The following is a 21,554-nucleotide window of genomic DNA, read 5'->3' as shown; positions in this document are numbered from 1 at the left end:
CAACCCTCGATGACCCCGGAGCATTCGGTGGGAGCCTCGGATACGCGCAGAAACTCCCAGACGACAACCCAGCGAACACCCTCATACCCGGAGTGAATCACGGCTATCTCGGCATCGGGATGGATGTGCTTGGCAACTACTTCGGGGACTGGGAGCATCGCGGACAGAATTGCCCGACGCGTTCACCAGCAGGCACCGGGTTCCGAGCCCCTGCCCCAGGCACGAACATGGTCACCGTTCGCGGACCCGGTGACGGTGCGGACGGTTACTGCTTCCTCGCCGCGACCACATCGAACTCGTCGACAACCAGCCCGTGGCCGTCAATGTTGCCCGGACAACTGCACGGGCCGTTGACCAGCATTCCCGCGGGAACCACTGCAGCCGACGCGGCCGCGCTTCTCGAGCCGTCGAAACGGACCGTAACCATCGTGATCACTCCAGCGCCGGACCCTCAGGTCACGGTCTCAGTCGATTTCGGCGCAGGGCCACAGCAGGTGCTCGCCTTCGACGCACCACAACCAGTGCCAGCGACATACAAGTTCGGCTTCGCGGCCTCCACCGGCGGATTCACCGACGTGCACCTGATCCGCACGGTAAAAGTGCAAGCCCTCGAACCGCTGCCCGCGCTGGACCTGGTCAAACAAGTCACCGTCCACCCCGGGCCGCCCCCCGTGTACGGCATCGGCGACACCATCCCGTACGAGTTCGTCGCCACCAACAGCGGCGGCGGGCCCCTCACCGATCTGACGATCGCGGACCCACTCGTCGCTTCAATCAGCTGCCCGACCACGACTCTCGGTGTCGGCGAATCGGTCACCTGCACCGGCGAGTACCTGGTCACGACTGCGGACGTGGCACGCGGCTACGTCGTCAATACGGCGATCGCCACCGGCACGAGCCCGGGCGGAGCGGTCAATTCGCCTCCTTCGGAAGTCACCACGCCGCTCGGCAGTCCCGTATCGCTATCCCTGCAGAAGCACGTCGATGACAGCGCCCCCTACACGACGGGTGACACCGTCCTGTACGAATACATCGTCTCCAACGAATCGCCCACGACCGTCACAGACATCGCTGTCGTCGACAACAAACTCTCCGGAGTTGCCTGCGACAGCGACACCCTGCAGCCGGCAGACCAGCCTAGTTCGAGCACGGTCTGTCACGGCTCGTATATTGTGACCGCGGCGGACACGTCCGCGGGTTCAGTCACGAACATCGCGACCGCTTCCGGGAACGGTGGCACCGTGACCTCTCCGCCGGCGGACGCGACGATCATTCTCACCGCAACCACCCCAACGGAACCACCGTCCACGACCCCGACCAGCACCACGCCACCTGTCAGCGGCGCTTCGACGGCACCCGAACTTGCCAAAGGTGGATTCAACGTCGCGTTCCCATTCTTCGGGGGAATTGCCCTGATTCTCGCTGGCGCAGTGCACTGGCGGCGAACTCGGAAGGGTTCCCGCTGAACGATGCCGGTGCCTACCGCGCGCACGCTGGTGCTTGTCGGTAGGTCATCCACCCGCGCAGCACAGGCACGTCGCTTTTGGAGGTGGAACCGGTGGGTGTAAATAGATGACTCGCGCGCGAAACTCGCCTTCGAGGCGGAGCCGATCGACGTGCGTCGGGTGGAGCCCATCTGGGACCGCTGTTATGTGGTCGATCTCTTCTGTGACGCAAGACCGGCACCGATCGGCGCGCCCGCCAACAACAGCCGGCCACCTCCAGCAATCATGTCGAGCGTCGGGAGCTTCACCGTCACTGCCAGAACGCAGACGACAACAGCGAGAACGGCTACACAGGTTGCAAGTGCAGCCGAAGCCTTCGTCTTTACAACATCCAGCCGAGCGACCGAGTCAATCCGACCTCAACGTACATACCTTAAGTCAGTCGGCCACGGTTGCCAAGCGCTTCTCACGTTCGACCTAATCGAGAGAACGGAGCCGGGTGGACGAGTTATTGCTTGGCCATCGCCACTCGGAAGCGTTCTTCCGGCGAGATGAGGTGGTCGTGGTCCTCGGCGGCCGGGTCGATGTCCAGCTGCACCCAGCTGACGGTGCCCGTGAACTCATTGCCGGACGGCCCGTAGTCCTCGGTCACGGGTGCACCGGCGTCGCTCCCGACCTCGGTGGTCTCGTCCATCGAGAAGATGCCCCAGTGCGTCCGGTCGACGCGCCCCCGGCCGACCGCGGCTCCGTCCACGTACAGCGTCACATCGCCGCCTTTGCCGATGCCGCCGCCGTCGTAGACGAACTCCATGCGCACCTGGTGGGTCCCCGCCGGGAGGGGCGTGTCGCTGCCGATCGTATACATCCGCGCGCCGGTGAAGTTGTAGGCGTAGCGCAGCGCGCCGTTGAGGGTGAAGAGGGACCAGCCGCCTGTATGACCGCCCTGGGCGATGATCACCCCGACCGCACCCGCGTCCGGGACGATGATCTCGGCGGTGACCGAATGGGTCTTGTTCTTGAGGTTCATCACGACGTTCTCCTGCAGGCGGTGCATGCCGCCGTAGAGGATTTGCGAGTTCCCGATCACCGGGTTCGGCCGGCCGGCGAGCTCCGGGTTGAACCGTTCAGCGAAGCGCGGTTCGAGGGGCAGCACGTTGTACTTGACCGCTTCGATGTCGAACAGCCGCCGCAGCGCCGCGAGCCTCTCGGGTTGCTCAGCGGCGAGGTCCCGCGCTTGCGTCCAGTCGGTGTTCGTGTCGTAGAGCTCCCAGACGTCGGCTTCGAGATCTTCGCTCCGACCGGAGAACTGCCACGGGGTCGCGTGCTTCGTGACCGCCGTCCATCCCTTGTGGTAGATCCCGCGGTTGCACATCATCTCGAAGTACTGGGTCTCGTGACGTTCCGCCGCCTGCGCATCGTCGAAGCTGTAAGCCATGCTTACGCCGTGCAGCGGCTCCTGCTGGACGCCGTTCACAGAGGTGGGGAACGGGATGCCTGCCGCTTCGAGCACGGTGGGCGCCAGATCGATGACGTGGTGGAACTGGGTGCGGATCTCCCCTGCTGACTTGATCTTCGACGGCCAGTGGACGATCGTCCCGTTGCGGGTGCCGCCGAAGTGCGAGGCGATCTGCTTGGTCCACTGGTACGGCGTGTCCATCGCGTGCGCCCAGCCGACGGCGTAGTGGTTGTACGCCTTCGGGGTACCGAGCTCGTCGATGCGGTCGATGAGCCACTCCGGTGTAGAGAGATCCGGCGCCTCCGACACCATGATCTCGTTCGTCGTCCCGATGAGCGTGCCTTCGCCGGAGGCGCCATTGTCGCCAATGATGTAATAGACGAGCGTGTCCTCGAGGATTCCGAGGTCTTCGAGCGAGTCGATTACCCGGCCCACGTGGTGGTCCGCGTACTCGAGGAAGGCCGCGTAGACCTCCATCTCGCGAGCCAGCACAGGCTTGAGCGCTTCCGGCTGGTCCTCCCAGGCGGAAATCTCCGACGGCCTCGCCGTCAATTCGGCGTCTTGCGGGACGACGCCGAGCGACTTCTGCCTGGCGAACATCTCCTCGCGGAGGGCATCCCAACCGCCGTCGAACCGTCCCTTGTACTTCGCGATCCACTCCTGCGGGACGTGATGCGGGGCGTGCGTCGCGCCCGGCGCGAGGTAGGTAAAGAACGGCTTGTCGGGCGCCATTGACTTCTGCTGCTTGATCCAAAGGATCGTGTGATCGGCGAGGTCGCTCATCAGGTGGTAGCCCTCCTCCGGCGTCCCCCACGGTTCGACGGGCGTCGTTTGCTCGTACAGCGCTGGGTGCCACTGGTTGTTCTCGCCTCCGATGAAGCCATAGAAGTGCTCGAATCCGCCGCCAGGGTGCGGCCAATGGTCGAACGGCCCGATGGGGCTCGACTCGAAGACCGGCACCTCATGGCATTTGCCGAACTGAGCAGTCGAGTACCCATTCAGACGAAGGATCTCAGCGAGCGGCGCGCACGTGTTCGGGCGGAGCGAGTTGTAGCCCGGAGCAGATGTAGCCATCTCGGTAATCGCTCCCATGCCGACCGCGTGATGGTTGCGACCGGAGAGCAATGCCGCCCTGGTCGGCGAGCACAGTGCGGTGGTGTGGAAGCGGTTGTACTTCAAACCTGACGCCGCGAGGCGTTCGGCCGTCGGTGTCGCGCACGGTCCGCCGAACGCACTCGACGCCCCGAAGCCGACGTCATCGAGCAGGATGACGAGCACGTTGGGGGCGTCTTTCGGCGGGCGGAGCGGGACGATCGGCGGGAAGCTCGTGTCCGGGTCGGTCGTCGTGTAGGTCGTGAGTCCGATCTGCTTCGCATCTGCGATCGGTAGGACCTGACGCTGCACCTCAACCATGCGATACCCCTCTCCAACATCGTTCGCGCCAACCGCGAAGCCGTCCCCACCAGTCAAGGAAGGTAGCGGACTGCCGGGTAGACCCGATCCGGGTGAGATGCCCCTGGACCCGCAGCGGCACTCACGTCCGGGCGACCAACCTGTGCTTGGTCGGGACAGCCCACTTTGCCCACGGGCCCCCTTGGATGAGGTTCCCTCGGTACCCTCCGTTGTAATAAGCAGAGGGAACGCCGAGACGGGCATGAGTGCAACGATCAGCACAATCCCGATGTCCAAATTGTGCATGGTCCTCAGTAGGGATGACCAGACCGACGCAACATGAATTCGGCTAGAAATGAGGCGTCGATGAGCCCCATTCCGCGACCTGAATCTGGGGTCGAAGGCTTGGTTTGACGGTTCGGAGCAGGCGAGGCGGGTCGCTGGTTCAGAGGCCCCAGCCGCGACGGAGGTTGGTGAAGGTCGTCTGCAGTGCTGCACCCGGTGACGGTTCTCGTGCGGCGATGTCCGGGCTCTCCAGGATGAATCGGGCCAGTGCCCGGGCCTCCGACTGGTCGAGCCCGTCGTTCGCGGTGAGCTCTGTCGCCAGGATGTCTTCGCAATCGATCCAGTTCTGGCGGACGTGGGCGCGCAGCTGCGGGGTGGAGTAAATGAGGTCCAGGAGCTCGCTTCGTTCGCCGTGGTCGCCCGCGAATGGTAGACGGCTGGCCATGAACGCCTCCACTGCGCTCAACGGATCGGTGCCGGCGGGACGATGCTCGATGGCCTGGGTGAGTGCCGCTCCCCGGTCCTCCTCGCGGTCGAAGACGAGGGCGACCTTCCCGGCCGGGTAGTACGTGAAGAGCGTCGTCAGGGCGACGTTCGCCTTATCGGCGATCTCGGCGACCGTGACCTGATCGAAGCCGCGCTTGAGGAAGAGCGTGATCGCCGCCTGCTGCAAAGCGCGTCTCGTCTGTGCACGCTTGCGCTCCCGCAATCCACCCGTCTCCGCCATGGTGCCAGCCTACGGCATACGCGTATCAGTCTCGAAATTAAACTCACTCAAAATACGTAGTCACTACTTTTTTGTATAGACTGCCGAGCGAGACATTCCCGAGAGACAAGGAACCACTGTGCAGACCGCAATCATCAACGCCCGAGTGTTCGACGGCGAACGGATCCTCGACGCGACCACCGTCGTGATCGAGGATCGACGCATCGTCGACGTCGGCGATGCCGTGCCGAGCGACGCGCGGGTCGTCGACGCCGATGGGGGCACGCTGGTTCCCGGGCTCATTGACTCTCACGTCCACACGTCCGTCGAGGGGCTCGAACTCGCGCTGTCGTTCGGCGTGACCACCGAGTTGGAGATGCAGGGCATGTTCACCCGGGACAATCGAGCCCGCATCACGGACGACGACCGCCTCGCCGACGTCCGTTCCGCGGGATTCGGCATCACCCCTCCCGGCGGTCACCCGAGCGAACTGATGGGTAGCGACCACGGGGAAGAGGGTGACGACGCCCCCTGGGCGGACGCCGACGACGCTGACGGCGCGAATGCCTGGCAGGACATCGTGATGCCGTTCTCCACGACTCCGGAAGAAGCCGTCGCGTTCATCCCCCAGCTCGCTGCAACCGGGTCGGACTACATCAAGTTCATGATCGACGATGGAACGGTCGAGGGAGCGCCGGGGCTTCCGCTCCTTGGAGACGACGTCGTCATGGCGGGCGTCGCGGAGGCGCATCGCCTCCAGCTCCTCACCGTCGCACACACCCTGACCATTGATGCAACGATGACGGCGGTGAACGCTGGCATCGACGGATTGGTGCACCTGTTCATGGACGGGCCCCACTCCGAGGCGGTCATCGACCAGGTTGCAGCGTCCGGTGCTTTCATCGTTCCGTGCCTGGTGTTGAACGCCTCCATGATGGGCATCACGGCAACCGAGTTCGCCGCGGACCCCCGTGTGAACTCATCGCTCGACGAATCCTGGATCGCGACCTTGAACGGCAGCTACAACTGCTACCCCCAGGGCGATCTCGATGACGTGTTCGCGTCGATCAAGGCGCTACACGCGGCAGGTGTCGACATCCTCGTCGGCACAGACGTCTCCTTCCCGCTACCTGCGCTCGGCGGCATGGCTCATGGCGCGAGCGTCCATCACGAACTTCAGATGCTCGTCCAGGCCGGCCTCACGCCGGTGGAAGCGCTTCGCGCGGCCACCGCGACACCCGCTCGCCGCTTCGGGCTCACTGACCGCGGACGGATCCAGGAGGGATTGCGCGCCGACCTCCTCCTCGTCGACGGCGACCCCACCACGGACATCTCCGACACGCTCAACATCCGCCAGATCTGGCGCCGCGGCACAGCGCTCAAGCGAGTGTGAGCGCACCCGGAGATGTTGCGCGCCGCGTCCAGACGGGTGGGTAGCCAGCGCAGACGGGACATGACCCCCGCTTCTCAGCATGGCGGTCGTGATAGTTTGTGGACAGCAAATGATTGACGGTAGACCAACGATATGACATGGATGGCAAACGGCCGCACGCTTCCGCTCGTCAGCTATCTGGCGCGAGCCGGCTGGCGAGCTTTGGATGCGTCGGCGCAACCCGGCGACATCACCCACCGACAGCTCCTGGTGCTCACGCTCCTGCAGGAGCGCGGAGATTTGGCGCAACAGGACATCACGCGCGTGTTCGGACTGGATGCCAGCAACGTCGTGGGACTCCTCAACGAGCTGGAGGAGCGCGGCCTCGTGCTCCGACGCCGAGACCATGCAGACCGGCGGCGTCACATCGTCGCGCTCACACCCGAAGGCACTGTCGTGCTTGACACCACCTTCGAGCGGTTGGCCGGCATCGAGGACGAGCTGCTGCACGCTCTGTCCATGCCACAGCGGGAGACGCTCCACCGTCTCCTCCTGCGGATCGCGACCTCCGGATAGCAGACCGCCCCGCCCGGCACGTTCGTCCCCTCCGACCCCTGTGAAAGAAGCGCATCATGAACCGAGAGACCGATCCTTCGGTTGATCACGAGCCCTTTGGCCCGATTGGGCTCACCTATGACGACGTGATGCTCCTCCCGGGGCATACCGATGTGATTCCGAGTGAGGTCGATACCCGGTCCCGATTGACCAGGCGGGTCTCCCTTGGCGTCCCACTGCTCTCGGCGGCGATGGACACGGTCACGGAGGCCACGATGGCGATCGCGATGGCCAGGCTCGGCGGACTCGGAATTCTGCATCGAAATCTCTCGATCTCCGACCAGGCGTCGATGGTCGACCAGGTCAAGCAGGCGGAACCCTGTTCAGAGGGTGGCGCGGATACCCGAGCGACCACGGACGATGTCGGGCGTTTGCGCGTCGGCGCCGCCATCGGGTTCTTCGGCGATGGCTGGGCGCGGGCTGGTGCTCTTCTCGAAGCGGGTGTAGATGTCATCGTCGTCGACACCGCCAACGGACAGAGCCAGGGTGTGATCGACATGGTCCGAAAGATCAAGGAGGATCCCGCCTTCGACGGTGTCGACGTGATCGGGGGGCAGGCTGCGACCCGCGACGGTGCGAGAGCGCTCATCGAGGCGGGGGCCGATGCCGTCAAGGTCGGCGTCGGTCCCGGATCCATCTGCACAACGCGCATCGTCGCGGGTGTGGGCGTTCCGCAGATCACCGCCGTATACGAGGCTTTTCTGGCCACGCGGCAGGCGGGAGTGCCCATCATCGCTGATGGGGGCCTGCAGTACTCGGGTGACATCGCGAAAGCTCTCGTCGCGGGCGCCGATACCGTGATGCTCGGTTCGCTTCTGGCTGGCACGGAGGAGAGTCCGGGCGAGCGCCTAACGGTAGACGGCAGAATGTACAAGAGCTATCGCGGCATGGGGTCGCTCGGTGCGTTGCAGACCCGTGGTGCACGCACCTCGTACTCGAAAGACCGCTACTTCCAGGCCGATGTCGGATCGGACGACAAGCTCATCCCCGAGGGTATCGAGGGGCGGATACCGTATAGCGGAGCGCTTCGCGACGTCCTTCACCAGCTCGTCGGAGGACTTCGGCAGTCGATGTTCTATGTCGGCGCCCGCGACGTCAGCGACCTCAAATCTCGCGCGCGATTCATACGGATCACCGCTGCGGGACTCACAGAGTCCCATCCACATCATCTCGAAGCTGTGATTGAAGCCCCCAACTATCGTGCATAGCGCCGGCACCTTCGAAGCCGAACCGCCGCCTGGGAACAGTTAGACGCGGGCAATACTGGCCGTCGGCCGATTCGACGTCGATGCTCGACGTGGATCGCTCTAAAAACCGATCATTTTCGGGTGCCAAAGCGCCGGAAGGCCGAGCGTCCCGAAAGCTGCAGGACGGTCTCAATCGGTCAACGCCCCACCGACTCGAATCGCTCTATCTAGGGGCTTGGGTAGGCGCAGCGGCGCGTCGTTGGACTTCGCTTTGCCCAAAGGCAACGCCACAAACGATCGATTCTGAGCTGGTCGATCGCTCTACCAGGCGCTCCCACTGACACTTGCGCTCGACGACGGCTCAGAGCTCACCACCGAAACCGAATCTGTCTCAACCGGCGCAACGACGTTTGTGAGCTGCGCCTCGGCCAAGGCCGGAAGAACTCACGAGTCCCCGCCGATGGTCGGCGGTGTCGGATTCGTCAAGGACGGCAACGGTGAGCACGGCGAGGCGCTCGGCGAACTCACGTCATACATCGACGATCAGGCCGTCAACACCGCGCGCATCCGCACCCAGCTGGGCCGATTCGCCTTCGCCGGCGGTACGATCCACGAGGTCGTGTACGACGTCGCGAACGACCACTACATCGACGTGGAGAACGAATTCGCCGCGAGGTTGGCCAGCGACTGAGGAGAGAGGGAGGGAGCTGCTGATCGCAGCGGCATTTGGCCAAAGCGAGCGGTGTTTGGGAACTGATACCACAGGTCGAGCCCACCCAGCTGCTGGAACCACAGGGTTTAAGGGAGGCCCTTCGCGCTGCGCCCAGCCGCCTCCGACAACGGAGACAGGCCAGCGCTCTCCATGACGCCGGTCGAGTGAGGGTGCGCAGACACAACCTGCCAGATCAGTGCCTGGCCGAGCTGTCGCCCACGCGCGCTGTGGTCCACACACACGTGAGTCAGCTTGATCGTCGACCGAGTGATCCGGTACAGCGCGTACCCGACGAGTACGTCTGATGCGTGGGCGACAACCAGGTTGCCGCTTTCAGCTGCGGCAGAGAATGCCGCGTCGGGAAGGAAGCCAAGCGTCTGCCGGTGTTTCTTGGCCAATGTGATCACCGATGCGAGTTGGGCAAGCGACTCAGGACTCGTTGCGCTCCGATGGGCGACAGCGATGTCAGCAAGCGAAGTTGAGTCCATTTGAACGTCGTTGCGGATGGCGGCCATGGTCGCATGCAGACGCTCCGCCGACGGCGCGCAGAGAGACCGTCAAACGTTTCCACCAATGCCCTCTTTCAGCGCGACTAGCCCGCCCGCAGGCAACCAACCGAGCAAGCAAGCAAGGGTGCTGCCGCGTACATGCATTTGTATCGAGAGGAATTCTCGAACCTTAGCGGAGGATCCGCGGAAAACCGGCGGTCTGAGACCCGCGGAAAGTAGAACCCAGATGAGATTCGCAAAGTCCCCACCGGAGGGGAGTTTGCGAAACTGAGTGAATCAGTTCGCGAAACTCTCCGAAAACGAAAGGCCCCCGAGGAATCGGGGGCCTTTTGCGTTGCCAAGTGGTCTGGAGTCGTCTGGTGGCAGCGTTCTGGCGTGCAGAAGACCGCCGCGCCGTGGTTTCGGGCGCGACGGTCTGTTCGGTGGTGCGGTACCTCTTCTATAGGAGAGGTAGAAAGTACGAGTGGGCCAGGTCAGCGGGGTGGGCCGCTGGATCGTTCTGTTGTGCTCGGTGGGAGGCCGGAGTAGTCGGCGAGTGTGGTCTTGCGTCGTTTCGCTCGAGAAGGATCAAGACTTTTGCGCACTCTTCCGCGAGCACGCCATCGATGATGTTCGCCGAGCGATCTCGGCCTGCACCTCTCAACACCTGAGCGCTCGCCTGCAGCTCCGTGATGTGCTCGACCAACAGCCGCAGGCCGTCGGCGATCACCGGGAGCCGGTCCTCGGTGGGAATGGTCATCAGCCCAGTCAATGCGCGCGCTCGTACTTTCATTCGTGCAGCGTAGCCGGGGCATACTCCGGTCCTCGCCGACCTGAGCGTTTGACTCAACGCACTTCGATTGCGACGTTGATGTCGCTGGTGACGGCGAACACCCGGGGAGGCGATCGACCGTCCAACGGGTGCGGGAAGGAACTACCGCTGCTGTCAGTGCTCAACAGCCCGCCGAGCGCCCCGGCGTCTCAAGAAACGCGGTCGCTGAACATGCCCAACAGCATCACCACGACCACGGCCGTCAGCGTCACCGTGTACGACACGATCACGGCGGTCGTTCGATGAGCGAACATGCGCGCCTCATATCGAGCCTGTGCCAGCTCCGTGATGAGTAGGTCCTCCGGGCTGCCGCTGAGGATCGCGGACTCGAGCGCCGCCATTCCTTTGCGCCCAGGGAAGTCACCCAAGGTGAGCGCAATGAACCCGACGAGCAGCGCGAACCCGACCGCGAAAATCGCCCAATACCGCGCGCCAACACTCACCTCGTCGCGGGCAAGGAACCCGTTCGGGTCGATAACAGCCAACAGAGCAACACCGACGAACGCGAGCATCGCCGCCATCTTCACAGTCAGATGCGCATGCGCCTTCTGGACGCGTTCTCGTTGCGCTCTGACTGCATCGATCTGGGCGCGATGGATCTCGCCCTCTGACTGCGACGAGGAGGCTTTCGATCTCGAGAGAGCTGCCGGCCGTCGTCTAGTTCGTGAGGTTCGGCACATCAGTGGGCCGGCAGCGCGTGGGCTGTGACGTACGAGGCCAGTGCAGCCGAGAACGTTTCACCTTCCATGGGTGTTACCTCGGCCTGGCCCCACGCGCTTGCTGCCGTCACCTCTCCGAGTGTGGCAAATCCGGCAGTGTGTCGCACTGCGTGGAGGCGGCCGTCCGTTGTGACCATGATGACTTTTCGCAATGGCTCGGCGCCGGGCATCCATCGATAGACAACAGGGACGGCCCAACCGTGCTCGTCTTCCGCAGGGTGGGTGTGTCTGCCGGCAGGGTCAAGCCGACCGATTGGAAGCTTCGCGCTCTGCGCCAATGCCGCAAACGTTTTCGCTGCTCTGACCCACATCTCCCATGACGTTTCCAAACCGTGTCCTTTCCTGCCGTTGACGCTGACCTCTGGCCAGCGGTGAATTACGAGCTGCTCCTGGCCTGAGAGCGGGCAATCATTTGAAACGTAGAAAAATAATAAGACGTCCGACTAGGTTTTAGCAACGCTGGCTGCTAGTCCGATGGCAACCGCAGTGGCGTCCTGGAGCGAGAGCGGAGCCATCGAGTCGAACGATGGCGGGACGGGTGTTGTGGCGATCTGTGCGCGTCGGGCAGCGATTGAAGGATTTCGCTGCGGCGGTCCACATCTCCGATGCGGGTCACCGCCTGACTTGCACGGCGGCACACGAGTTCGACTCCCGCTCTGCATAGCCGCGAAACCAGCCATGGAGCCGTTGAGCATGCACTCCCTCCCTCGTACCATGGAAAAGAGTTCCGGTTCTCGACGCCGGTACTCGGGAGGCGGCATGTCCGACACAACGGCTCAACAGGAACTGCAGACGAGTGTCCAGGAATTTGTCGATGCCGCCTTGTCGCACGACAATGGCCATGATCTCGCTGTCGCCCTCCTTCGCGAGATGACTGGAATCATCGATCAGCGACAGCCCCTCGGCGGTACACTCTCCGTCGATCAGGCTGCGTACCTGATTGAGTCTGGCGCGTTCTCACCCGACGAGCTCGCTGAGACTGAGGCTTCCGTCCGGCGAGGTGAGCTTGCCGAAACGGTGCGAGCGACACGACTCGGGGCGATTGTCGACTCGCTGAGTGAGGCGGAGGTTGCGGTGGGGCTCGGCGTCGACGTCTCCAAGGTTGGCGAGCTCCAGTCAGACGGGGCCCTCTACAGCTTCATCGCTGGAAGGGAACGTCGCTATCCGCTCTGGCAGTTCACCGACGACCCGGCCCGGTTTCTTCTCCCGAATTTGGCAGCTCTAGTGAACGCGCTCCCAAGTGACATGCATCCTGCCAGCGTGCAGGGGTTTATGGCCACACCGCAACAGAGGTTGCGTCACGACGGCCGTTTGACTACGCCGGTCGATTGGCTCGCGCAAGGCGGCAATCCTGAAGCAGCAGTCAGCGCTCTCGACAGCTTTCTGCAGGCCTGAACGAGAAAACTCACCTGCTCGTCTACCGGACGCGGTATCCCCACGCTTCGCGGAGACGCCCTACCAGCGGGTCGCCTTGCTATGAATGAGTCGGGCAGTGTGAGGACTGCTGCTCCCTCCGATCGCGAATAGGCTCGCCACATGACGATCAGTTTGCGCGGAACGCTTGATCCGGCTCCTGACAAGCGACTGAAATCCACTCCGATGGTGGAGGTCTCGCTCTTCGATCGGGTCTTGGCAACCACTGTGGAAGGAGTGTTGATCGGGGTTTCGCTCGGGAGAATAGGAGAGGCCCTGGCCGGCGCGAGCGTCGGAGCGCCTGGTCTCATAACGGTCGAAGCCACCGTCGCTGACGCGAGCGAAATCGACCGGGCAGCCGAGGCGATGCTCGTGGCCGCGACCAGGCTCTCTGATGCTATTCGATCTGGCTATCCCGCTGCCGGCTTGGTCGGTCAGCGTCCCGCGTTTGTGTCGTTCGAGAAACGCATCAAGGACGGAGCCTGGGTCGGACTCAACCACTGGCCACCCGCGGAAGCAACGATCATCTACCAGCCGGTCACTTCCGCCGCCGCTCAGCTGGCGCTTGAGAACGGGATTGGATTGACGGAGCGCCTGCTCGGTCAAGCTAAGTTCTGGGCACAGCATGCAGAGTCCAACGACGCCGAGACCGCGGTGCTCCTTGCCGCAATAGCTGTTGAGTCTCACGCGAAAAGCGTGCTCACGAGCAGCCTCACCCAACGCGGTGATGCAAAGCTCGCCGCCGTCCTGTTCGGAAAACCCTCTCCATCGACGTCCTCTGCCGCGGATCTCTACGATAAAGTGGCCATGTCGATTCTCGATCGCAGCTATAAGCTTGACCACCTTGCGCACTACAGAAAGCTCGCGAAGCTGTTCGAGTCGAGGAACCAGGTGGCGCATACTGGGCGGCTCGCTGTCGAATCGTATGCCGAGGCTCGGCATCTTGCGCGAGTCCATGTGCACATCGCTGGGATGGCAACGCGGTGGCTCTCGGCTGTATCGAGCGAGTAGTCGACCTCAGCCGCTAGCGGCACCCTTGACCTCGACCGCAGAAGGACGGCAGTTCAAGCGTCTCCTTGATCTCAACTAGGGCGTGTCTGTTAATGCCGTCATCCACTGGACAGCAGCATTAACAGACACGCCCTAGTTGCTGTTGGCGTGATGAACGGAGAAGCAATGATCGGCTCTGCACCGTAGGCGCTGGGACAAGTGATGGGGTTGCTCGCAACTATGTCTCGTCGCGGAACTCGCAGTGTTGCCATGGTGGCCGTGACGCTCAGCGGGTGCAGCTCGTCGCTGAGCCCAGCCACGAGCCCAGCTAGTTCCAACGCCCCATCCGGTCGAGTCAGTGCGGCTCTACCACCGGACTCGTCTGCTAACGCGCGTGGATGCGCAGCAAACGATGTGGCCGTCTAGCGATCGGGCCCCAAAGAACGGAGTGTATCGGTCGTGCCGTTTGGAACTGCCCACTCCGGGATCCATCCGCAGCAGTTTCGCGGCGACGGCAGCCGCAATTATCGACACGGTTAGCGATCTTTGAAGTAGCGAAACAGGTGCTTCTCTGTTACGCATATGGCGGCCAGTATTGCGCCTATTAGAGCGCCACTGAAGCCGGCGAGTGCTATCCCGGCGGTAGTGAGAAAAATAGGGATGGCGTCGCCTCCAGAGAGGGCGAGTGTCATCGTCACAGCTGTGCCAGTGCCGATCACGGTTGATATGAGCGCCCATGAGCTCGTTTGGCAGAGTTGGAGGAGGATCAAGTCGCGGCGAGCGAGCCCCGAATGGAGTGCTGAGGCGAGTTGGAGGCGACGGGCGCGCACGGCGATGTATCCAATCAGGCCTGCGAGTAGGAATGCAACGGGTGTCGCGTTGCGGGTTACGCGGGAATCGTAGGCTGTGCTGCCAGCAAAAGCGGTGCCGAGGGAGGTGTTGAGCTGTGTAACGGTGGGCCGGTTCTCCGGATCGATAGACCCTGGCAGAAGCGTTGTGAAGAGGAGTGCTCGACCGTTGGTGATCGGCGGCCAGGAGGCCAACCAGCACTCGTCGAAGGTGAGCCGACTAGCTGTTGGTGAGAGCACCGCGTATCCAAATCCGGGCCTTCTCCCATCGGCCGGATAAGCGAATGTACCTGCTATCGGCAGGCTTCCGATGTCGGTTGCGATGGCTCCGCCTGCGCTGACCCCGAGCGCGTCAGCGACTTCATCGGACAGCACAACTCCGGCTTCCAGGGTAGTCGAATTCGTGAGCAGCTGAGGGAAGTCGAGAGTCACCTCGTACTCAGGAACCGGAGCATCGGGCAACGCACTTATGGTGACCTTGCGGGTTGATTCGCGCAACGCGCCGGCAGCGCTGACCCCCGAAGTGTGGTTGAGGTCCTCGCAAGCCTGTCCGTCTACTTGGCCAGGGGCGGAGAGGACCAGTGTTGCGCCGCCGGCGTTCCGGAAGGTATGCGCGGCTGTGACCTGCTGGAGGATGAGCGTCGAGTCTGCGAAAACCAGGCCGCAGATCAGCCCGCCGAGGAGAAGACCGAAAAGGGTGAACCGGGTTGTGCCGCTCGTGATGTCGCGGAGAGTTTCTCGGAGTAGAGACGAGAGCCTCATCGTCCGAACGCCTCTGAGAGATCGAGGTGAGCCGTGCACGCATCACGCGTGTGTGGGTCATGAGTCGCGACGACAACTATGGTGTTTGGATCCGACGTTGAGCCGATCACCTCGTCGACGACGGCCGCTGTGTGACGATCAAGCTGCGCGGTCGGCTCGTCGACGAGAAGGAGTCCTGGTTTGGCCGCGAGGCCACGCGCGAGCATGAGGCGTTGCGCTTCTCCGCCAGAGAGCGCTCTAAACGTTTGGTCGGCGACCGCGTCAAGTCGGAAACGCGACAGCAACTCTCTACCTTGTCGTTCTGCTTCGGGAACGGAGATGCCTGATGCCAACAGCGGAAGGGTTACATGATCAAGGGTTGTCCGTCGAGGGGAGCCGAATGGGTTTTGAAAGACCCAGCTAATTCTGCCGACTCCGTCAAAATGGATGATGCCCTCCTTCGGTTGCTCGAGTCGAGCGAGCAATGACAGGAGGGTGCTTTTTCCTGAGCCCGATGGTCCGATGAGCGCGTACACTTCACCGGGGTTGAATCTGAAGCTCAGGTTTCTGAAGAGCCAGGGACCGTGGTCGAAGCGGTGTCCCACGTTCTCGAGGTTTACCGGCATGAGTTCCTGCTGTTGGGGGCAAGGTCCACACGCTTCAATGAAGCTTCATCGCTGGGCAAGATGTACGTCTGGCCCAGCTGTGAGCCGACGATCACAACTTGCTGCGGCTTACCGGCGGAGGACACACAGCCGTGATCCTGCTCTATTGAGTAAACGGCTGTCGGCGGGACAACGCCTACGGAGATTGGCGTGGCAAGTGTGAAACGGCCAGTTATTGCTTGCTTGGCGAGGTCGTTGGTATCAGCGTCCGGTTCTGCAGGACCAGAGGACTTGGTGGTCTGGTGCTCGAGAGACGGTGAAGCAGCAATCTGAGCGAGCGCTGCAGGGTCTGCCACGACGCCCTCAGCGTTGACAGGCACTTCAAGCGACTCGATCCTCAGCACGCGATCGCCTGGCACGAGGTCAGCGGGCACTTGTTGAATCGAGACGCTCGTGAGGCCTCCGGAGAGCGTCGCCAGCGTATCGCCTGCCGAGATCAGGTTGCCCAGAGGCGCGGCGCAGGTGGCTACAACCGTGCTCGAGGCAGGGATCCACACGATCCGGTCGGCCGGGACGCTGTTTGAACTTGCGCTGGTATCGCCGGCAGTTTTGAATAAGTCTGCTACTGAGGACAGCGTCACAGGGCCGGCGGTACCATCGGCCGTCACGTGATATCCGAGCCGAACCAACTCGACTTGCAGAGCTCGAACGTCTTCCCCTTTGTCACCTGTCACGATGTCGCGCCACAGAGGAACTGTCGTTGACAGCGCGATCAGTGGGCGTTCATTGATCGCGGCTACGGATGTACCTGATGAGACAGTCGCTCCAGGAGTGCACGTGCTGGACGTCACTCTGCCTCCGAATCCGGCCTTGAGCGTTGTATTGGGACCGGGAGTGAACGTGAGAGGAACGGTTCGTGGATCACTGAAATCTTGAAACACGACCTCAGCGCTTCGCGCAGATGTTGCGGCCTCGAGGGATTCAGGTGAGACCGGGTTGAGCCAGAGCCACGCAGAGGCGACTCCAGCCGCAAACACCGCACACGCCAGGAGTGCAGCGACGCCGATTTTTGGGAGTGAGGCTTGCATCTACTGTGTCGGGTCCAGCATGCCGAGTGGGTCGGCTGTGCACGCCTCGAGTTCTTCCTGTCCGCGCTTTTCATCAGTGAACGGGAATGTCATCTCGGCTGCATCTTTGTTGTAGTCGCTCGCGCCGTAACCCTTGGGTACGACCTGCCTTTCAACGAGACACGCAGAAATAATCGATGGTTCGTCAAGATTCTGAGGGTTCCTCTGCATTGCAAAGTACAGCGAACCGAGAGTGTTCAAGCCTGAGTCCGCTGAGCATTCATCCGCGATCGTATTGGCCTTTTTCGAGTCCATTCCAGATGGATACTGGAACTTGTATCCACCGCCAGGCTTGAACCCGGAAAAAGGTATTCCTTTTGACTCTAGACATGTCTTGAAGCGGTTCTCCATTTCAGCGAATTCGGCATCGGATATGCTGCCGTCAGAGAGCGCCTTGCGCTCAAAGTCTGATCTCGAATCACGATATGCTGACGCGAAGTCCTCGGCCCAAGGACCATCGAAGTTCGGAACAACGATGTTCTCATTTGCTGTGTCGGTCGAGCCGGTAGGTGATGGCGGTGTGGCGGACGCGCATCCCACGAGCAGGATCGCAGCTGCTGCGATGAGAGCCGACGAACGCATGGTGGTTGTTCTTTGTTTCACGACTGTCTTCCGTTTGCCTTGGCCGCCCTGAAGAGCGGGCGCGTGGGCGGCACTTCAGTGCCCCCACACGCCCGCGTTGGCCTAGTAGTTGTAGTAGTAGGCTGCGTTGCCGTTGATGCTCGCAGCGACCGAGGAGTACGCGCGGACACCGCCGCGAGCGTCTGGCGACCTGTCGCAGAAGCTCGAGTTGCACGCGGTCGCGCGGTGCGTCTTGGACGGGTGCAGGTAGTTCGACCACGTCGTGCCAGGGTAGCCCGCGACGCCGTAGTCCCAGTTGCCCCCCTCCACGTTGACGTTGGTCGCGTTTGCGGGAGCCGCGACGGCTAGGGCGCCGACCGACAACACGCCCGCGAGTAGAACCCCAGCAAGTGCTTTGTTTTTGAACTTCATCATTCCCCTATATGTGTTCATAATGTGAAACGGCACACGAATGGCCCGACGCGTCACGCTCTGGCCGCGAGCGCGTGATGCAGGTGCGCCAAAGAACTACGCAAAAAGCATACGTTCCTCAGCGCGGCTAGGAGCCGATCGTGACCGCGATTTTGGATATCCCCCCAGAAGTCCCAATACTTCGCTTCAATGCTGCGACCAGCGAAACCACTGGATCAAGAGCGATGCACAACAGCATAGTAGGCGCGACCGCGATCTCGAAAGTCGGCCATTATGCGGACGTGGAAAATGACGTAGGACACCGGAGAATCCGGCGTTGTCGAGCTGGGAGCGCTTAAGTGAAGCGGAGACTGTATGCTTCCGTTCTCTCAGACAGCTAGGCTTTGAGTCGTCATTTGATCACCAACGACCCGCATGTGACGGCGTCAGCGTGTCGTTGATGCGACACGTGCTCTTGTTTGGGTGGCGCGGATGCGTCGGTAGAGGGTCGCGCGTGACATGCCGAGATCCCTCGCGACGTGCGCGGCTGGTTGGCCGGCGTCGATGAGTCTGATTGCGTTGCGGATTTGACCGTCGGTGAATGCTTGACGGCGGCTGCCGAGGTCCAGACCTTAGGCGCGGCGTTTGTTGACAGAGTCGGTGATGCGTTCGCGGCTGATGTCGAGTTCCATTTGTGCCAGCGCTGCCATGACGGTGAACACCATGGATCCCATCGGTGTGGTGGTGTCGACGTCCCCGCCGCCGACGTTCAGTACGCGCAGGCCGGCGCCGCAGGTGCGGAGGGTCTCGGCGAAGGCGAGCATGTTCTGCGTCGACCGGCCCAACCGATCCAGGGTCGCGATCACCAGGGTGTCGCCGTGCTCGAGGGCGCTGATGGGCCGGTCGAACTCGGGTCGGGAGGCGCAGACGCCGGAGGCCTCGCGGCCGACGTAGAGGTCGTCGCGGCGGACGCCGACGGCGAGCAGGTCGGCTTCTTGCCGGTCGGTGGTTTGCCGGGTGGCGGAGACGCGTGCGTACCCGATGAGCTTGGACATGCCTTCTACCAAATGTGTCTCGCAACTAACGGTGATGAGTCGACGGCGCACCACCAGTTGCGACACATGGTTGTGAGAATCGCGTGTCGGCGGAATCGTGCTAGTTGAGAGCCACGGGGGAATGGCCCGACGAGATGACTCGTATCCCTAGAGATACGAGAGGCATCCGTCGCCCACATCATGCATCTACGCGGGCCGGGTGTTGGCTGTTCCCGGCCAGCGCCAGCCGAACGTGTTGTGAGGATCTGGAACGGCGTAGTCGACGCGCATCTTCACGAATTCGCGCTCGAGGCCATCGCTCTCTGGAGCAACGCCTCCTGGCTGCGGCGGCTGCGTACATCGTCCTTCCGCAGGCTTCTGCCCTCATCTAGGACTGCCTGAAATTGCTCGGCTGCGAGTTCAACGGCCGTCACGATCGCTGACTCGATTTTGTCGGCGAAGACTTGGACAGAAACTTTATAGCTCAGCTTCTTGGGCATCTTCAATCGCCTACTCGCATCATCAAGGTCCGCACTTTCGAAGATCGGGACAATTTCCGAGTTGACCAGCGCAGAAACCATCATGGCGATATGGTATTTTGCAGCCTTTAGAGTGCTCGACTCGGGCGTTCGAGCGAAAAAGCGATCGACGCGGTAGAGGATCCAAGCCGCGTAATAGAATGCTTCGACGGGGTAATCGCCCCACACGAACGAGCCTTCGGCTTCGAGTTCCTTGGGTGAGCCGATGGCGCGCGATGAATCTCCGAACAAGACTGCGGCGACGGCGCGGTTGAGTTCTGGAGTGGTCACAACCCTGGTCCGGGGGAAGTCGAGAGCGGACCCCTGATTCTGCCGCAGGTACCGGAGGCCATCGATGCCCGACTGCCCAAAATACTCTTCGACATTCTTAGCCACTTGCGAACTTGCTTGGATATCGGCCGAGCCGATGGGTGTTTGCAAGTTGGTTGCGATGGCCACGCTGGTGCGCACTCCCGGGTCGCTCGAGCTAACGATCTTGACTGGAATCCAAAGCTCTTCCAGTAACTTCGGATCAGACTTCACCGCATCGCTCGCCGCCCAACGAACCAACTGATGACTTGTCTGACCTCCGTTGACGACCTGGTAGCCAGAAATGAAGAACCTGTCTCCAGAACCGCGCAGTGCGGTGGCGATGATGGTCAGGCCGTTGTTCAGGAAAGGGAAATGCTCTCGGTCGGCGCTTTGAAGTGTGCCGATGATTCGGGTGTTGACGGGGTTGTGGTTGCCGAGGTCAAGGCGAACGTTGTCATCGAAGATGCCGGGGCGCATGTTGCCGACGTCGTCTGCCAGTAACTTCATTGCCTCAGCACCAGAAATTAGACCAATGTACGCCTCGCTTACTCGGTCCGTGGCAGGTATGGTCTGCCGCTTCTCGAAGGTGAATCGAACATTCTGCGGCCCATGGCGCTCTTTGAGCTTGGCGGCCAGAGCATCGTGACCGTGCGTCCGAAGTTGCAGGTTCTCCGAGTAGATACCGAGGTCTTGAATGCGGGCGATCGCTTGTGAAACCTGCAGTTCCTTGCGCGCGCTCTCGCCGTCGTTCGAGCTGGTCGTCACGTAGTACAACTCGCATGGAATCCGCGTGTCCTGGAACTTGTCACCGCTCTCCGCGATTCGGTCGATGAGGTTGGCGAGGTCGACTAGCGGCGCCGGAAGATTGAGGCTTTTCGGCTTGATTGCGTACTTGGTTACAGTCTCGATACCGTGGAGGAACTTCGCGATCAGCTTAGAGTCGTAGGACTCGCTAGTCTTCGCTTGGATGAAGATCACCCGGGCGGAATTTGAAGCCTGATCGACTATTAGGTCATCAATCTCAGAGGGCTCGAAGACGATCTGCCCATTGACCACGACGACCGCGATATCGATGCCCTCGTCGCTGCCTCCTCCAAGAACGGATCGCTCGATCTGCTCGACATTGTCACGCACATACGGGAAGAGGTAGTTGGCAGCGACATAGCGCTCGAACTGCTCCGGCTCGCTGCCGTCGAATCCGAAGTCCCTCGCGAACTTGGCTACTCGTTTCCCCGTCAACGTGTGCATTCGTCATCCCCTTGAGCGTGGCGCCTCCGCTGGTCGACAGTACAGTGAGCACCCTATCGCTCTCTTTACGGTTGAGCGAACCGCACGCTGGACCTTGTGCACGCCACGACGGAGAAGGCAAGGAATGGTGGCCGGGCGCGCCACGAGGGTCTCGTAACCCAACCGTCTCATATGCGATTGGCTACGAGACGTGTATGTCGCCTGCCAGACGTTCTCCGTAGCCTGCGCCGTGCGCGACGGCTGGCGGCACCACAGTGTCGAGGGTCGCGAGAGCGTCCTTGAGCAATCGACGGCGCGACGGACTTCCTCATTTCGCTGAGATTCGAGGGACGTCCGAAAACCTCCTCCGTATCCCACTCTGCCGGTCTGGTAGGCAACTTTAGTGGCGCTACTCGCCCGACGGCAGTGCGGCCGCGCGACCCTTCGGCGACGAGCCACGTTACCCGAGACGAGGTGACTGGAGCACGCGTGGGCGCCTGCACGCTATCCACTCGATAGGCGCTGTGAGGAACCTAGTCGCGTACATGCATTTGTCTC

At 62.1% G+C, this 21,554-nt stretch carries 18 protein-coding genes and 1 pseudogene; 7 read left to right on the top strand and 12 right to left on the bottom strand.

Annotated elements, in window-relative coordinates; all coding sequences use genetic code 11:
- The first annotated feature begins 494 nt into the window (after nucleotides 1-494).
- On the top strand, nucleotides 495-1,466 hold the full coding sequence (locus tag ACQ3HB_RS20535; RefSeq protein ID WP_476742048.1) for a DUF7507 domain-containing protein: 972 nt from the start codon (nucleotides 495-497) through the stop codon (nucleotides 1,464-1,466).
- 487 nt (nucleotides 1,467-1,953) lie between these two features.
- Here the strand turns inward: ACQ3HB_RS20535 and ACQ3HB_RS02725 are convergent, their stop codons facing one another.
- Nucleotides 1,954-4,314, bottom strand: coding sequence for a sulfatase-like hydrolase/transferase (locus tag ACQ3HB_RS02725; protein WP_430917501.1), 2,361 nt, complete (start codon nucleotides 4,312-4,314; stop codon nucleotides 1,954-1,956).
- A 424-nt stretch (nucleotides 4,315-4,738) separates the two neighbouring features.
- On the bottom strand, nucleotides 4,739-5,305 hold the full coding sequence (locus ACQ3HB_RS02720; RefSeq protein ID WP_430917499.1) for a TetR/AcrR family transcriptional regulator: 567 nt from the start codon (nucleotides 5,303-5,305) through the stop codon (nucleotides 4,739-4,741).
- Nucleotides 5,306-5,423: 118 nt separating this feature from the next.
- Between ACQ3HB_RS02720 and ACQ3HB_RS02715 the strand changes: the two genes are divergently transcribed.
- From ACQ3HB_RS02715 to ACQ3HB_RS02700, 4 genes are all read left to right on the top strand, one after another.
- On the top strand, nucleotides 5,424-6,677 hold the full coding sequence (locus ACQ3HB_RS02715) for an amidohydrolase family protein (RefSeq protein WP_430917497.1): 1,254 nt from the start codon (nucleotides 5,424-5,426) through the stop codon (nucleotides 6,675-6,677).
- A gap of 132 nt (nucleotides 6,678-6,809) precedes the next feature.
- On the top strand, nucleotides 6,810-7,232 hold the full coding sequence (locus ACQ3HB_RS02710; protein WP_430917495.1) for a MarR family winged helix-turn-helix transcriptional regulator: 423 nt from the start codon (nucleotides 6,810-6,812) through the stop codon (nucleotides 7,230-7,232).
- 56 nt (nucleotides 7,233-7,288) lie between these two features.
- Complete coding sequence (guaB, locus tag ACQ3HB_RS02705; protein ID WP_430917493.1) at nucleotides 7,289-8,479, top strand: IMP dehydrogenase; 1,191 nt, start codon at nucleotides 7,289-7,291, stop codon at nucleotides 8,477-8,479.
- A gap of 439 nt (nucleotides 8,480-8,918) precedes the next feature.
- Entirely contained in the window at nucleotides 8,919-9,149 is a 231-nt protein-coding gene (locus ACQ3HB_RS02700) for a hypothetical protein (RefSeq protein WP_430917492.1), read from the top strand.
- A gap of 107 nt (nucleotides 9,150-9,256) precedes the next feature.
- Here ACQ3HB_RS02700 and ACQ3HB_RS02695 read toward each other — a convergent pair whose 3' ends face one another.
- From ACQ3HB_RS02695 to ACQ3HB_RS02685, 3 genes are all read right to left on the bottom strand, one after another.
- Nucleotides 9,257-9,685, bottom strand: coding sequence for a GNAT family N-acetyltransferase (locus ACQ3HB_RS02695; RefSeq protein WP_430917490.1), 429 nt, complete (start codon nucleotides 9,683-9,685; stop codon nucleotides 9,257-9,259).
- 433 nt (nucleotides 9,686-10,118) lie between these two features.
- Nucleotides 10,119-10,418 (bottom strand): hypothetical protein, encoded by a 300-nt coding sequence (locus ACQ3HB_RS02690; protein ID WP_430917488.1) that lies wholly within the window; start codon nucleotides 10,416-10,418, stop codon nucleotides 10,119-10,121.
- Between the two features lie 221 nt (nucleotides 10,419-10,639).
- On the bottom strand, nucleotides 10,640-11,011 hold the full coding sequence (locus tag ACQ3HB_RS02685; protein ID WP_430917487.1) for a hypothetical protein: 372 nt from the start codon (nucleotides 11,009-11,011) through the stop codon (nucleotides 10,640-10,642).
- 957 nt (nucleotides 11,012-11,968) lie between these two features.
- Between ACQ3HB_RS02685 and ACQ3HB_RS02680 the strand changes: the two genes are divergently transcribed.
- Together ACQ3HB_RS02680 and ACQ3HB_RS02675 are read left to right on the top strand one after the other, a co-directional pair.
- Nucleotides 11,969-12,604, top strand: a complete 636-nt coding sequence (locus tag ACQ3HB_RS02680) for a hypothetical protein (RefSeq protein WP_430917485.1) — start codon at nucleotides 11,969-11,971, stop codon at nucleotides 12,602-12,604.
- 141 nt (nucleotides 12,605-12,745) lie between these two features.
- Nucleotides 12,746-13,633, top strand: a complete 888-nt coding sequence (locus ACQ3HB_RS02675) for a hypothetical protein (RefSeq protein ID WP_430917483.1) — start codon at nucleotides 12,746-12,748, stop codon at nucleotides 13,631-13,633.
- A 515-nt stretch (nucleotides 13,634-14,148) separates the two neighbouring features.
- Here the strand turns inward: ACQ3HB_RS02675 and ACQ3HB_RS02670 are convergent.
- The 7 genes and pseudogenes from ACQ3HB_RS02670 to ACQ3HB_RS02640 all read right to left on the bottom strand — a co-directional run bounded on the left by ACQ3HB_RS02670 (nucleotide 14,149) and on the right by ACQ3HB_RS02640 (nucleotide 21,017).
- Nucleotides 14,149-15,222, bottom strand: coding sequence for a hypothetical protein (locus tag ACQ3HB_RS02670; protein ID WP_430917481.1), 1,074 nt, complete (start codon nucleotides 15,220-15,222; stop codon nucleotides 14,149-14,151).
- On the bottom strand, nucleotides 15,219-15,827 hold the full coding sequence (locus ACQ3HB_RS02665; protein WP_430917479.1) for an ATP-binding cassette domain-containing protein: 609 nt from the start codon (nucleotides 15,825-15,827) through the stop codon (nucleotides 15,219-15,221). The genes ACQ3HB_RS02670 and ACQ3HB_RS02665 overlap by 4 nt, the downstream gene beginning before the upstream one ends.
- Nucleotides 15,818-16,540, bottom strand: coding sequence for a peptidoglycan-binding domain-containing protein (locus ACQ3HB_RS02660; protein WP_430917478.1), 723 nt, complete (start codon nucleotides 16,538-16,540; stop codon nucleotides 15,818-15,820). Before ACQ3HB_RS02660 ends, ACQ3HB_RS02665 begins: the two co-directional genes overlap by 10 nt.
- A 354-nt stretch (nucleotides 16,541-16,894) precedes the next feature.
- Nucleotides 16,895-17,515, bottom strand: coding sequence for a hypothetical protein (locus tag ACQ3HB_RS02655; RefSeq protein WP_430917476.1), 621 nt, complete (start codon nucleotides 17,513-17,515; stop codon nucleotides 16,895-16,897).
- A gap of 102 nt (nucleotides 17,516-17,617) precedes the next feature.
- Nucleotides 17,618-17,926 (bottom strand): lactococcin 972 family bacteriocin, encoded by a 309-nt coding sequence (locus tag ACQ3HB_RS02650; RefSeq protein ID WP_430917474.1) that lies wholly within the window; start codon nucleotides 17,924-17,926, stop codon nucleotides 17,618-17,620.
- 425 nt (nucleotides 17,927-18,351) lie between these two features.
- Nucleotides 18,352-18,960: pseudogene (locus tag ACQ3HB_RS02645) on the bottom strand (recombinase family protein).
- A 272-nt stretch (nucleotides 18,961-19,232) separates the two neighbouring features.
- The gene (locus ACQ3HB_RS02640) at nucleotides 19,233-21,017 is read right to left on the bottom strand and encodes an AIPR family protein (RefSeq protein ID WP_430917472.1); all 1,785 of its coding nucleotides are present in this window, start codon (nucleotides 21,015-21,017) and stop codon (nucleotides 19,233-19,235) included.
- Nucleotides 21,018-21,554: the final 537 nt, after the last annotated feature.

Source organism: Plantibacter lichenum, assembly GCF_050587525.1.
Lineage (GTDB): Bacteria > Actinomycetota > Actinomycetes > Actinomycetales > Microbacteriaceae > Plantibacter.
Note: the sequence above shows the minus strand (reverse complement) of the source record. Positions and strands in the feature narration are given on the sequence as shown.

Excerpts from the sequence above, each read along its gene's own strand:
- ACQ3HB_RS02725 (WP_430917501.1), bottom strand. The coding sequence starts at position 4,314 with ATGGTTGAGGTGCAGCGTCAGGTCCTACCGATCGCAGATGCGAAGCAG.
- ACQ3HB_RS02720 (WP_430917499.1), bottom strand. The coding sequence starts at position 5,305 with ATGGCGGAGACGGGTGGATTGCGGGAGCGCAAGCGTGCACAGACGAGA.
- ACQ3HB_RS02710 (WP_430917495.1), top strand. The coding sequence starts at position 6,810 with ATGACATGGATGGCAAACGGCCGCACGCTTCCGCTCGTCAGCTATCTG.
- guaB (WP_430917493.1), top strand. The coding sequence starts at position 7,289 with ATGAACCGAGAGACCGATCCTTCGGTTGATCACGAGCCCTTTGGCCCG.
- ACQ3HB_RS02700 (WP_430917492.1), top strand. The coding sequence starts at position 8,919 with ATGGTCGGCGGTGTCGGATTCGTCAAGGACGGCAACGGTGAGCACGGC.
- ACQ3HB_RS02695 (WP_430917490.1), bottom strand. The coding sequence starts at position 9,685 with ATGGCCGCCATCCGCAACGACGTTCAAATGGACTCAACTTCGCTTGCT.
- ACQ3HB_RS02690 (WP_430917488.1), bottom strand. The coding sequence starts at position 10,418 with ATGACCATTCCCACCGAGGACCGGCTCCCGGTGATCGCCGACGGCCTG.
- ACQ3HB_RS02685 (WP_430917487.1), bottom strand. The coding sequence starts at position 11,011 with ATGGCGGCGATGCTCGCGTTCGTCGGTGTTGCTCTGTTGGCTGTTATC.
- ACQ3HB_RS02680 (WP_430917485.1), top strand. The coding sequence starts at position 11,969 with ATGTCCGACACAACGGCTCAACAGGAACTGCAGACGAGTGTCCAGGAA.
- ACQ3HB_RS02675 (WP_430917483.1), top strand. The coding sequence starts at position 12,746 with ATGACGATCAGTTTGCGCGGAACGCTTGATCCGGCTCCTGACAAGCGA.
- ACQ3HB_RS02670 (WP_430917481.1), bottom strand. The coding sequence starts at position 15,222 with ATGAGGCTCTCGTCTCTACTCCGAGAAACTCTCCGCGACATCACGAGC.
- ACQ3HB_RS02665 (WP_430917479.1), bottom strand. The coding sequence starts at position 15,827 with ATGCCGGTAAACCTCGAGAACGTGGGACACCGCTTCGACCACGGTCCC.
- ACQ3HB_RS02655 (WP_430917476.1), bottom strand. The coding sequence starts at position 17,515 with ATGCGTTCGTCGGCTCTCATCGCAGCAGCTGCGATCCTGCTCGTGGGA.
- ACQ3HB_RS02650 (WP_430917474.1), bottom strand. The coding sequence starts at position 17,926 with ATGAAGTTCAAAAACAAAGCACTTGCTGGGGTTCTACTCGCGGGCGTG.
- ACQ3HB_RS02640 (WP_430917472.1), bottom strand. The coding sequence starts at position 21,017 with ATGCACACGTTGACGGGGAAACGAGTAGCCAAGTTCGCGAGGGACTTC.